General features: G+C 64.2%; 10 protein-coding genes. 6 read left to right on the forward strand and 4 right to left on the reverse strand.

The window, feature by feature from the left end; genetic code table 11:
- The first annotated feature begins 23 nt into the window (after window positions 1-23).
- The gene (ppc, locus tag AC1DSF_RS16810) at window positions 24-2,957 is read left to right on the forward strand and encodes a phosphoenolpyruvate carboxylase (RefSeq protein WP_478127336.1); all 2,934 of its coding nucleotides are present in this window, start codon (window positions 24-26) and stop codon (window positions 2,955-2,957) included.
- 17 nt (window positions 2,958-2,974) lie between these two features.
- Here ppc and AC1DSF_RS16815 read toward each other — a convergent pair whose 3' ends face one another.
- From AC1DSF_RS16815 to AC1DSF_RS16825, 3 genes are read right to left on the reverse strand one after another with little or no spacing between them, the layout of a single operon-like run.
- Window positions 2,975-4,228 carry an AI-2E family transporter gene (locus tag AC1DSF_RS16815; RefSeq protein WP_478127337.1) on the reverse strand — a complete coding sequence of 418 codons (1,254 nt, stop codon included), beginning with the start codon at window positions 4,226-4,228 and terminating at the stop codon, window positions 2,975-2,977.
- Window positions 4,225-4,974 (reverse strand): LytR/AlgR family response regulator transcription factor, encoded by a 750-nt coding sequence (locus tag AC1DSF_RS16820; RefSeq protein ID WP_478127338.1) that lies wholly within the window; start codon window positions 4,972-4,974, stop codon window positions 4,225-4,227. Before AC1DSF_RS16820 ends, AC1DSF_RS16815 begins: the two co-directional genes overlap by 4 nt.
- The gene (locus AC1DSF_RS16825) at window positions 4,971-6,068 is read right to left on the reverse strand and encodes a sensor histidine kinase (protein ID WP_478127339.1); all 1,098 of its coding nucleotides are present in this window, start codon (window positions 6,066-6,068) and stop codon (window positions 4,971-4,973) included. Before AC1DSF_RS16825 ends, AC1DSF_RS16820 begins: the two co-directional genes overlap by 4 nt.
- Before the next feature lie 22 nt (window positions 6,069-6,090).
- Between AC1DSF_RS16825 and argH the strand changes: the two genes are divergently transcribed.
- The 5 genes from argH to AC1DSF_RS16850 all read left to right on the forward strand — a co-directional run bounded on the left by argH (window position 6,091) and on the right by AC1DSF_RS16850 (window position 11,573).
- A complete protein-coding gene (gene argH / locus AC1DSF_RS16830; RefSeq protein ID WP_478127340.1) occupies window positions 6,091-7,488 on the forward strand; it encodes an argininosuccinate lyase in 1,398 nt (465 codons plus the stop codon).
- Window positions 7,489-7,628: 140 nt separating this feature from the next.
- A complete protein-coding gene (locus AC1DSF_RS16835; protein ID WP_478127341.1) occupies window positions 7,629-8,471 on the forward strand; it encodes a glycosyltransferase family 2 protein in 843 nt (280 codons plus the stop codon).
- A gap of 22 nt (window positions 8,472-8,493) precedes the next feature.
- A complete protein-coding gene (locus tag AC1DSF_RS16840; protein WP_478127342.1) occupies window positions 8,494-9,465 on the forward strand; it encodes a UDP-glucuronic acid decarboxylase family protein in 972 nt (323 codons plus the stop codon).
- A 4-nt stretch (window positions 9,466-9,469) separates the two neighbouring features.
- On the forward strand, window positions 9,470-10,843 hold the full coding sequence (locus tag AC1DSF_RS16845) for a UDP-glucose dehydrogenase family protein (protein ID WP_478127343.1): 1,374 nt from the start codon (window positions 9,470-9,472) through the stop codon (window positions 10,841-10,843).
- Between the two features lie 10 nt (window positions 10,844-10,853).
- The gene (locus AC1DSF_RS16850; RefSeq protein ID WP_478183144.1) at window positions 10,854-11,573 is read left to right on the forward strand and encodes an SGNH/GDSL hydrolase family protein; all 720 of its coding nucleotides are present in this window, start codon (window positions 10,854-10,856) and stop codon (window positions 11,571-11,573) included.
- Here AC1DSF_RS16850 and opgC read toward each other — a convergent pair.
- Entirely contained in the window at window positions 11,550-12,692 is a 1,143-nt protein-coding gene (gene opgC / locus AC1DSF_RS16855; RefSeq protein ID WP_478183145.1) for an OpgC domain-containing protein, read from the reverse strand. The two genes, AC1DSF_RS16850 and opgC, sit on opposite strands and share 24 nt — an antisense overlap.
- Between the last annotated feature and the right edge of the window lie 9 nt (window positions 12,693-12,701).

Genomic DNA, 12,701 nt, shown 5'->3' on the forward strand with positions numbered 1-12,701 from the left:
GACCTGACGAGGAGAAGATTCGCATGAAGACGACCCCCGCCCCTGCTGCCGCCAAGCGCAGGCCCAGTGACGAAGACCTGCCGCTGATTGCCGACATCCGATTGCTCGGACGCATCCTGGGCGACGTGATCCGCGAGCAGGAAGGCGAGGAGAGCTATGCACTCGTCGAGAAGATCCGCAAGCTGTCCGTTGCCTTTCGGCGCGACGCGGACCATGCCGCGGACCGAGCGCTCAAGAATCTGCTCAAGGGTCTGAGCGCCGAGGCGACGGTCAGGGTCATTCGCGCGTTCACTTACTTCAGCCATCTGGCCAACCTCGCCGAAGACCGGCACCAGATCCGCCGCAGCACCGAGGCCGAACGGGCCGGAGAAAGCGCCGAAGGCAGCCTGGCGGTCGCCCTCGCACGCATCCGCAAAGCCGGCATCAAGCCCGAAGCCGTGGTCGAATCGCTCGCGCACAGCTATGTGTCTCCGGTGCTCACGGCACATCCGACGGAGGTGCAACGCAAGAGCATCCTCGACGCCGAGCGCGCCATCGCACAACTGCTCGCGGCGCGCGACGACATCGCGCTGCGCCAGCTCGCGTTCGCCGGCAAGAAAGATGCCCTCACGCCCATCGAATACGCCGAGAACGAGAAGCAGATGCGCACCCGCGTCACCCAGTTGTGGCAGACGCGCCTATTGCGCTTTTCCAAGCTGACGGTGGCCGATGAGGTCGAGAACGCACTCAGCTATTACGAAGCGACCTTTCTGCGCGAGATTCCGCGCGTGTATGCCGAGCTTGAGAAAGCGCTGGGCAACGGATCCGGCAGCGCGCCTCCCGTGGCGCCTTTTCTTCGCATGGGCCAGTGGATCGGAGGCGACCGCGACGGCAACCCCAATGTGACCGCCGAGACTCTGGAATACGCCCTGCGTCGCCAAGCCGAGCTGGCATTGCGCCATTACCTGACCGAAGTGCACTTCCTCGGCGGCGAGCTTTCGTTGTCGGCCACGCTGGTGGACGTGTCGGTGGAGATGCAGGCCATGGCCGAGCGCTCGCCCGACAAGAACGAGCATCGCGTCGACGAACCCTACCGCCTCGCGCTGACCGGCATCTATGCGCGGCTGGCAGCCACGCTGCGTGATCTGACCGGCGGGCAAGCCGCTCGCCACGCCGTGCCGCCGCAGAATCCGTACCTCAAGGCCGAGGAGTTCCTCGCCGATCTGCACACCATCGAAGAGTCCCTGGTGGATCAGCACGGCGCCGTGCTGGCCTCTTCACGTCTGCATCCGCTCATCCGCGCAGTGGAGGTGTTCGGATTCCATCTCGCCACGGTGGACCTCCGGCAAAGCTCGGACAAGCACGAGGCAGTGGTGGCCGAGCTCCTCGCCAATGCGCGCATCGAGCCCGAATACGCCGCGCTGCCCGAAGAAGCCAAGCAGACGCTGCTGCTGCGTCTGCTGGACGATGCGCGCCCCTTGCGCGTTCCCGATGCCGACTACTCGCCGCTCGCGAAGAGCGAACTCGCCATCTTTGCGGCGGCCCGCGCCGCGCGCGCGAGGTTCGGCGCGGCGGCCATCCGTCACTACATCATCAGCCACACCGAAACCGTGAGCGACCTGCTCGAAGCGCTGCTTCTTCAAAAAGAGGTTGGCTTGCTGCGCGGCACCTTGGGTGGTGGTGCCCCCACGCACGGCACTGACGTGTCCTTGCTGCCCCCCGAGGGGGAGCGCGCTGGCTTGGGGCGGCCCGGCGCTGCGCGCGGCAACGCCACCTGCGACCTGATCGTGGTGCCGCTCTTCGAGACGATCGAAGACTTGCGAAACGCCGCGCCGATCGTGCGCGCCTTCTATGCCCTGCCCGGCATCCATGCCCTGATCCAGCGCTCGGGCGCCGAGCAGGACGTGATGCTCGGCTACAGCGACAGCAACAAGGACGGCGGGATCTTCACCAGCAATTGGGAGCTCTATCGCGCCGGGCTGGCCCTCGTGGCATTGTTCGACGAATTGAATGCGGAGAGCCGCGTGCCGATCCGCCTGCGCATGTTCCATGGCCGTGGCGGCACTGTGGGCCGTGGCGGCGGCCCCAGCTACCAGGCAATCCTTGCGCAGCCGCCCGGCACCGTGCGCGGGCAGATCCGGCTGACCGAGCAAGGCGAAGTGATCGGGTCCAAGTACGCCAACCACGAGATCGGCCGGCGCAACCTCGAGACCCTGGTCGCGGCCACGCTCGAAGCCACGCTGTTGCCGACGGCCAAGGCGGCGCCAAGCACCTTCATGGCCGCGGCGGCAGAACTCTCGGCCGCCAGCATGGCCGCCTACCGCGCGCTGGTCTACGAGACGCCCGGTTTCGGCGACTACTTCTTCAGCGCCACGCCGATCCGCGAAATCGCCGAACTCAACATCGGCTCGCGCCCCGCTTCGCGCAATCCAAGCCGCAGCATCGAAGACCTTCGCGCCGTGCCGTGGAGTTTCAGCTGGGGGCAATGCCGGCTCACGCTGCCGGGCTGGTACGGCTTCGGTTCCGCCATCGAGCAGTTCCTGGCGGCTGGCAATCCGGCCGCGCGCAAGGAGCGCCAGGCGCTGCTGCAACGCATGTATGCGCAATGGCCGTTCTTTCGCACCCTGCTGTCCAACATGGACATGGTGCTCGCCAAGAGCGATCTGGCCCTGGCGTCGCGCTATTCGGAACTCGTGGCCGAGCGCAAGCTTCGGCAGAAGGTCTTTTCGATGATCGAGGCCGAATGGCACCGCACGTCGGACGCCCTCGTTCTGATCACCGGCGCGCGCCAGCGGCTGGAGGGGAATGCTGAGATGCAGCGCTCGATCCGCCATCGCTTTCCCTACATCGATCCGCTTCACCACCTGCAAGTCGAGCTGATGCGACGCTATCGCGCTGGCCAGGTCGATGAACGCCTTCGCAGTGGCATCCACATGTCGATCAACGGCGTGGCCGCAGGGCTTCGAAACACCGGCTAGAAAGGCCGATCGGGGAGCTACTCGCCCAGCAGCTCTCCGATCGGCTGCAGATCCTCGATGTGGTCGCAGATGGCCTTGGCGACCATCATGATCGGAATGCCGAGCAGAAGCCCCCAAATGCCCCAGAGCCAGCCCCAGAAAATCACCCCGACGAACACGGCGACGGGATTCATGCGGCTCGAGCGGCTCGTGAGAAACGGAACGAGCAGGTTGCCCACCAGCGTGTGGATCAACAGCGAAACGCCCCCCACCAGCAGCCCCATCTGGATGCTGTTGAATTGAAGGAATGACACCAGCCCGGCGGCGGCCATGACGATGACCGAGCCAATGTACGGAATGAGGTTGGTCACCGCCGCAACAATGCCCCAGACCGCCGCGTTCTCGAGTCCGATGCCCCAGAAGGAGATGCCGGTGGCAACGCCGACCAGCGCGCTGGTCAGGATCTGCACCATCAGGTAGCGCTCGATGTTCTTGGTGATGTCGTTCAGCACGTGCACCGTGATCTTTTTCTTCTCCAAGCTGGGCCCTGTGATCTTCACGAGCTTGCGGCGAAACGTGTCCCCCGACCCCAGCGCGAAAAACGTCAGGAAGGCGACGAGCGTGAGCTGGCCGGCGGCGGCGATCAGGCCGACCGTGCCGCTCCACAGATAGTCACTCACATTGAACGACGGCTTCTCGATCACCACGCGAGCCACGCCTTTGCGGGCCGCAACCTTGGCCGAGTTCTCTTCCGCCGCCTGCTCGAGCTGCGCGGCTGCCTTCTGCACGGTGTCAAGGGCACTCGTGTCCGTGTTGCGGGGGCTGGTGCGCATCGCGAGCCTCAGCTTCTGCGCCGCAACCGGCAAGGCATCGAGCAGCGCCGAGGCATTGCCGTAAAGCGAATAGCCGGTCCAGCCGAAAGCTCCGCCGACGCCGAGCAGGATCACGGCCGCGCCAATCCAGCGCGAGATCCTGCAGCGTTCGAGCAGGTCGACCAGAGGCGACAGGGCATAGGTCAGCATCAGGCTGACCATCAATGGAATGAACACCGCTGCTGCCCAATGCAGCGCGAAGACACTGGCGAGGACGGCAAGCAGCACCAATGAGGCGCTGCGCACATCGACCGGCATGTGCAGCAGCACGCGTTCGGTCGGCGGCTCTTCGGCGGACGGAACCTCCTCTCCGGTTCTTTCGCTCGCCTTTTCTGCAGACGCCAGTTCGGCTTCGCCTTCGACCTCGACGACTTCGAGTTTTTTCTCGATCTTCAAGTCGGACTCGGTCACGGCGCTCATCGCGGCTCCTTCAACACTTCTCGAACCGTCGGCAGCTGACGCCGCGAGACCACAACCGGCTCGGGAATACCGTCCAGCCGCAACGCCCAGCCTTCCGCATCCTCGCCATCATCGTATTTTTCGAGCGCACGGATCGCCCCGCGTGCCACCAGCGCATTGCGGTGCACGCGCACAAAACGCGCCGGGTAGCGCTCTTCGAGCTCGGCAAGCGAGCCATCGAAGATATGGCTGCGAGATGCCGTGCGAACGGTCAGGTACTTGAACTCGGACTTGAGATACAGCACTTCGGACAGCGGCACTCTTTCGGTACGCCCGCGGTCCTGGATGAGCAGCACGTCCTGCGGCTCGGCCTGGGGGGTGGCGCGGCGATCGCGGAGATGGCGCTCGACCTTCTGCAGCGCTTGCTGAAGGCGTTCGCCCCTTACCGGCTTCGTGAGGTAGTCGAGGGCCTCCAGGTCGAAAGCTGTCACGGCATGAGCGGCATAGGCCGTGACGAACACCACCGCCGGCGCACCTTGCTGGCTGCGCAGACTGCGTGCAAGTTCAAGGCCGTCGATGCCGGGCATATGGACATCCAGCAGCACCAGGTCGAAGTGCGTTGCAGAGAGGCATTTCAGCGCGACATCACCGTTCGCGGCCTCGGCCACCACTTCGGCCGCGGGCGACCGGCATTCGGCCAGCAGCGCGCGCATGCGCGAGCGCGCCAGGGCTTCGTCATCGACGATCAATGTGCGTAGAGTGCTCATGATGCAGCGGGAATGGCAATGCGGACACGGTAGTGCTTCTGGTCCATGCCGGCACTGAATTGCGCCTGCATGTCGTGCAGAAGCCGCAGCCGGTCGCGCACGTTGGCGAGCGCGATCCCGTGGCCGCGCGGAAGGGGCTGGTCCGCCCATCGCAGTGGAGGAAGGCTGTTGATGACTTCGATCAGCACCAGGCTGCCCCGGCGTTCAGTGCGGATGCGAAGCTTGGCAGCTTCAGGGCTCGGCTCCACGCCATGCTTGACCGCGTTTTCCACCAGGGGCTGCAACAGCAGTGGCGGCAGACGAGCCGAATTGGCATCGGGATCGATGTCCCAACGCACCCGCATGCGGTCGCCGAAGCGCACCTGCTCGATGGCAAGGTAGCGCTGCGCCAGCGCGATTTCATCAGCAAGGGTGACCGAGTCCCCGGGATCGGCGAGCGCCTGCCGGAACAGCTCGCTCAGGTCTTCAAGCATTGCCTCGGCTTTCGCGGGCTCTTCGCGCACGAGCGCGATGGCGCTGTTGAGGGTGTTGAAGAGAAAGTGCGGCCGGATGCGTGACTGAAGCTCTTCGAGCCGCGCGGTGGTGGCGGCAGGCGTCTGCCCGCGCGCCCGGAGTATCAATGCCGCCATCATCAAGCTTGCGAACAGCGCGCCCGCCAGGGCACTGCCGATCCATGGGGCGACGCCGACCGCGCCGGTCAGGCGAAGCAGGGCGCATCCGTAGAGCCCTGACGCAGCGCCGAGGATGGCACCGGCTGCGTACTGCCCCCGCTGGGGCAATCGCCCCAGCAGCTTCTTGAGCGCACAGGCAGCCAGCAGCCAGAGCAAGGTCGCGGGCAGCGCGCCGCCTGTCACGGTGGCTGCAAGCAGCAGCCACTCGGCGATCGTCGACGCGAGAAACAGCGCGACAATCGCGACGACTGTCTCGACGAACAGCACCGCACGCAGCACCACGCCGATCTGGCACGCATCGAAAACCACCGACCCGTCGCGCAGCGGCGCTCGCACACCGGCTTGCGAAGGCGTGGGCGAAGAAGGGGTGGCCGATAAAATCGACGGGTTTCGCATCAATGAAACACTGGGTGACCAACCCATTATTGCCTCCCGACTGTTTCCCATGACCCAAAACCAATTCGACAAGAAATCCGAAGCCTGGTCCGCCCTGTTCTCCGAACCGATGAGCGACCTGGTCAAACGCTATACCGCCAGCGTCTTCTTCGACAAGCGGCTGTGGCAGGCAGACATCGAGGGTTCGCTGGCGCATGCGGCGATGTTGGCAGCACAGGGCATCATCGGCGCGCAGGACCACGCCGCAATCGAACGCGGGATGAAGCAGATTTCAGAGGAAATCGAGTCCGGCAGCTTCGACTGGAAACTCGATCTCGAAGACGTACACCTGAACATCGAGGCGCGCCTGACGCAATTGGTCGGCGACGCCGGCAAGCGGCTCCATACTGGCCGAAGCCGCAACGACCAGGTCGCGACCGATGTCCGGCTCTGGCTGCGCGGCGAGATCGACCTCATCGGCGGGTTGCTGGTCGATCTTCAGAGGTCGCTGCTCGAGCTCGCCGACAAGAACGTCGACGTGATCATGCCGGGCTTCACCCACCTGCAGGTTGCGCAGCCGGTGAGCTTCGGGCATCACATGCTGGCGTACGTGGAGATGTTCTCGCGCGATGCCGAGCGCATGGCCGACGTGCGCAAGCGGGTCAACCGGCTGCCGCTCGGCGCCGCCGCTTTGGCGGGGACAAGCTACCCGCTCGATCGCGAGGCCGTTGCCAAGGCGCTGGGCATGGACGGCGTCTGCCAGAACAGCCTCGACGCCGTGAGCGACCGGGATTTCGCCATCGAATTCACCGCCGCGGCTTCGCTCGCCATGGTGCACATCAGCCGGCTGAGCGAAGAGCTCGTGCTTTGGATGAGCCAGTCCTTCGGCTTCATCGACATTGCCGACCGCTTCTGCACGGGCAGCTCGATCATGCCGCAGAAGAAAAATCCGGACGTCCCTGAACTCGCGCGCGGCAAGACGGGCCGCGTGGTCGGGCATTTGATGGCGCTCATCACCCTCATGAAGGGGCAGCCGCTGGCCTACAACAAGGACAACCAGGAAGACAAGGAGCCGCTCTTCGACACGGTCGACACGCTCAAGGACACGCTTCGCATCTTTTCCGAGATGGTGGGCGGAATCACCGTCAAGCCCGAAGCCATGGAAATCGCCGCCCTGCGCGGCTATGCAACCGCAACCGACCTCGCCGACTACCTGGTGAAGAAGGGCCTGCCCTTCCGCGACGCTCACGAGACGGTGGCGCACGCCGTCAAGGCAGCGATATCGCACAAGGTGGACCTGTCGGAGCTGCCGCTTGCCGTGCTGCAGGGCTTCAATCCGACCATCGACAAGGACGTCTACAGCGTGCTGAGCTTGCGCGGCTCACTGACCGCGCGCAATGTTCTCGGCGGGACTGCGCCAGCCCAGGTGCGCCAACAGATCGCACGGCACCGCGCACGCCTCTCCTGAGCAATACGCCCTTGGGCGAGGCCGCGTCGGCCGTCGGGAGTGTTCCCAATTGTAAGTTTGTAGTGCTAAAGTTTGGCACGCTTCGCGCTTGCACTTCAGCAAGACCTGCCGCCCGAAGGTCGACATCTAGCGTCTAACTCATGGAAACACCCAGCTGCGTCGTCGTCATCCTGACTTTCAACTCCGCCTCGATCGTGCGGGAAACCGTGTCCCAGGCGAAGAAGGTGAGCCCTCACGTGTTTGCCGTCGACTCGCATTCGACGGATGGCACGCCCGCGATCCTGGCCGAACTCGGCTGCACCGTGGTGCAGCGCCCGTTTTCGAACTACAGCGACCAGCGAAACTGGGCCATTTCACAGATCGAGCCGTCGTATGGCTGGCAACTCCATCTGGACGCGGACGAAGTGCTGGACGAGCGGGCGGTGGCGGAGATCAACGCCGTCCTGGCCGGCACGCCTGAATTCGATGCGTACCTCATCAGACGGCGCGACTACTTCATGGGCAAGATGCTGCGTTTCAGCGGCGTTAACCCCTGGCACCTGCGGCTCTTTCGCTCTGGCGTCGGACACTGCGAATCCCGGCTCTACGACCAGCACTTCATCAGCCCCGCGAAGCCGGGCCGGCTGAGCGGCTACATGCACGACAAGAACTCGGCGAGGCTGACGGACTGGATCGCCAGCCACAACCGCTGGAGCGATGCCGAAGCCAAGGAAAAGCTCGGCCCCCGCGCCCCATCCGACAAAGTCTTGCAAGCTCGGCTGACAGGCGATGCGCGCGAACGGACGCGCTTCATCAAGGAAATCTATTACAAGCTCCCCACGGGACTTCGTTCACTCAGCTATTTCGTCTACCGTTATGTTTTTCGGCTCGGCTTCCTGGATGGCACGAGGGGCTTCTACTTCGCCTTCTTCCAGGCGCTGTGGTTTCGCATGCTCATAGACGCGAAGATGTACGAGAAACGCACCCAGCAAACCCTGAACTGATCTTTACGGAGTGATCACGCGCATGCGTCAATACAACGCCTCCAAGCGAATGCTCGTCACCGGCGGCGCCGGTTTCCTCGGCAGCCATCTGTGCGACCGCCTCCTCGAACAGGGGCACGACGTGCTGTGCGTCGACAACTTCTTCACCGGCACGAAGCGCAATGTCGAGCACCTGCTCGACCACCCGCGCTTCGAACTGATGCGGCACGACGTGACCTTTCCGCTCTATGTCGAGGTGGACGAGATCTTCAATCTCGCCTGCCCCGCCTCGCCGGTTCACTACCAGCACGATCCGGTGCAGACCACCAAGACGAGCGTGCACGGTGCGATCAACATGCTCGGCCTGGCCAAGCGGGTGCGCGCCAAGATCCTGCAGGCCTCCACGAGCGAGGTCTATGGCGACCCGGAGATCCACCCGCAGGTCGAGTCGTATTGGGGCCGTGTGAACCCGATCGGCATCCGAAGCTGCTATGACGAAGGCAAGCGCTGCGCCGAAACTCTGTTCTTCGACTATCACCGCCAGCACAAGCTGCGCATCAAGGTCGTGCGCATCTTCAACACCTACGGACCGCGCATGCACATGAACGACGGCCGCGTGGTGTCGAACTTCATCGTGCAGGCGCTCCGCGGCCAGGACATCACCATCTACGGCGACGGCCACCAGACGCGCAGCTTCTGCTACGTGGACGATCTCGTCGAAGCCATGATGCGCATGATGAACACCGGCGACGACGTTCCCGGGCCGGTCAACATCGGCAACCCCGGCGAATTCTCGATGCTGGAGTTGGCGAGCAAGGTCATCGAACTCACCGGTTCGAAGAGCAAGCTGGTGCGCATGCCGCTGCCTGCCGACGATCCCAAGCAGCGTCGGCCGGACATTTCAGTGGCGCAGAAGGAACTCGACGGCTGGGCGCCCCGCACTCAGCTCGCCGAAGGTCTCAAGCAGACAATCGCCTACTTCGACAAGATCCTCGCGGAACCTGCCGCGACCTGACCTCATGAATATCACCATCATTGGCACCGGCTATGTCGGGCTTGTCACGGGCGCGTGCCTGGCGGACATCGGCAATCACGTCTTCTGTCTCGACCTGGACGAACGCAAGATCGCCACGCTCAATTCGGGCGGCATTCCGATCTACGAACCTGGCCTGGCCGAAGTCGTCGAGTCGAACGTCGCGGCCAAGCGGATTTCCTTTTCCACCGACATCGAAGCCGCCGTGGCGCATGGGGACATCCAGTTCATCGCCGTCGGAACCCCGCCCGACGAAGACGGCAGCGCCGACATGCAATATGTGCTGGCCGCGGCGCGCAACATCGGCAAATACATGAACAGTTTCAAGGTCATCGTCGACAAGTCGACGGTGCCCGTGGGCACGGCCGATCGCGTGACGGCGGTGATCCAGGAAGAGCTCGACAAGCGCGGACGCGCCGACCTGCATTTCTCCGTGGTCAGCAACCCCGAATTCCTGAAGGAAGGCGCGGCCGTCGAGGATTTCATGCGGCCCGACCGCATCGTCATCGGCTATTCGGACGACGAACACGGCCGCGAGGCACTGCGCTGGATGCGCAAGCTGTATGCGCCCTTCAATCGGAACCACGAGCGCACGCGGGTGATGGACGTGCACTCGGCGGAGTTCACCAAGTACGCCGCCAACGCGATGCTCGCCACACGCATCAGCTTCATGAACGAGCTGGCCAATCTGGCTGATCGCGTGGGCGCCGACATCGAAGCCGTGCGCCAGGGCATCGGGTCCGATCCGCGCATCGGCTACAGCTTTCTGTATGCCGGCACTGGCTACGGCGGAAGCTGCTTCCCCAAGGACATCCAGGCGCTGACGCGCACCGCGCGGGGCAACGGGCAGACGCTGCGCGTGCTCGAAGCCGTGGAAGCCGTCAACAACGAGCAGAAGCGCGCGCTGACCAACAAGGTGCTCGCGCGATTCGGCAACGACCTCAGTGGACGGACCTTTGCGCTGTGGGGGCTGGCTTTCAAGCCGAATACGGACGACATGCGCGAAGCACCGAGCCGCGTCGTGATCGACGTGCTGCTGCGTGCCGGTGCCAAGGTGGTGGCGCATGACCCGATCGCGGTCGAGGAAACCCGGCGCGTGCTGCAACTCGACTTTGCGGACGCGCCTTCGCTGGTCGAGCAGATCAGCTACTGCTCGCCCAAGGATCCGATGAGCGCGCTGGACGGCGCGGACGCACTGATCATCATCACCGAGTGGAAGGCCTATCGCAGCCCCAACCTCGAGCGGCTCAAGTCGCTGATGAAGTCGCCGGTCATCTTCGACGGCCGCAACCTCTACGAGCCGAGCACGATGAAGCAAGCCGGCATCGTCTATCACGGCATCGGGCGCAACAGCTTCTGAGTCCGTGTCGATGGCGTTGAAATCTGCCCGGCTGGCCGTTCTCTCGCTGGCACTGCTGAGCGGGTTTGCGTCGCAGGCGCAAAACGTCTCCGCTCAGGCCCGCTGGCAAGGCGAGCTGAATGCCTTTGCGCAAGCCGACCGCGAGCATCCCCCCGCCAAGGACGGCGTTCTCTTCGTCGGCAGTTCGACCATTCGCATGTGGCCGGACATCGCGCGCGACTTTCGGGACCAGCCGGTGGTGATCAATCGCGGGTTCGGCGGCTCGACCATGGAAGATTCCAGCTTGTTCGCCCGGGAGCTCGTCGTGCGCTACAAGCCGAGGCTCGTGCTGGTCTACGCCGGCGACAACGACCTGGCCGAGGGCCGCTCGCCGATGCAAGTGCTTGAAAGCTTTGCGCGCTTCGCGAACGTGGTGCGCTCCGATCTGCCGGACACTCGCATCGCCTTCATCTCGGTCAAGCCCAGCCCCTCCCGGGAAAAGCTGATGCCGCAGATCCGGGAAACCAACGACGCGATCGCGGCCTATCTTCGCAGGCTTCCCAACAGCGACTACATCGACGTATACACGCCGATGCTGGGCGCGGACGGACGGCCCCGCCCCGAGTTGTTCCGCGCCGACCAGTTGCACATGAACGACGAAGGCTATCGCTTGTGGCAGTCGTTGATCGCGTCGCACCTGCCCGATCCGACCCAGCGCCCCGATCCGTCAGTCGCTCAGGGGCTGCGCTAGACGGGCGGGCATTTTCTTTCGCTCGTCTCCCCAGAGGCTGATCCGCGCCACCGCGTAGAGCCCGCAAAACACCGCGCCCAGCAGCAGGGCGTCGCCCCACCAAGGCCGCACGGTCTGGCTGTCGCCGTGGATCGCGAGCACCAGCAGGACCGCCACCAATTGCGCGCAGAACACCGGCAATGAAGCGCGCCCCATCGCTTCCAGCCAATGCAGGCGCGGTATGCGCCGCATGAAGGCCGGACCGAACTGGATGGCGAGGATGCCGAGCACGACGAGATTCACGATCCGGAGCGGACCGAGCAGCCATTTGTCGAACAGCAGGTTGAGCTCCGTATCGCCCCCGAAAGGCGCTTGCCCGTTGATGCCGTGGTGCCGCCAGTAAACGCCGTAGATCGCCGTCGCGCCAGCGAGCGTGATCAACCACCTTGGAAAGCGAAAAGGCTGCGCGTCGGGCGCATTGCGGCTCGCGCCCATCCACAAGCCGGCGAACCAAAGGAACTGCCATGCAAACGCATTGAAAGCCCCCGTCTCATGGAACGGCACCGACAGGCCCAGGTGCCGTGCCGCCGCTTCGTAGAGCCACTCGCTCAAGCCGAACTGCGCCAGCGCCCAAACGGTTGCGCTCGCCGCCATCACGCCGATCCAGCCACGCCGCAGTGCGAAAGCCAAGACCCAGGGGCTCATCAACATGAAGAAGATGTACATCGGCAAGATGTCGAGCAGTGCCGGTTCATAGATCAGCAGCAGCGAATAGATGAAGCCCTCGCGCGGATTGGCGAGATAGAAGGACAACAGGTTCTTGACTGCCGGCTGGTCGATGCGCAGCCCCACTGCCGAGATGATGGTGAACAGGAACAACAGCGTCGCGGCCTGGCTCAGGTACACCTTGAGCGCGCGCCGCCAGAAAGCCCGGCGCATCGAGCTCACGCCCTGGTTGTAGCTGACGCGGCTGTAGACCCCTCCCGACACGAAGGCCGACAGCAACACGAAGCCCTCCGCCGCCGAGACGAATCCGAAGGGCTGCCCCAGCGGATCGGTGAGGCGCGTCGGCAAGTGGGTCACTGTCATCAGCACAAGCATGAGCCCGCGCAGCGCATCGATCTCCCAGTAGCGTTTCACCGGATGCTC

The organism is Variovorax sp. 01N429, from assembly GCF_056399425.1.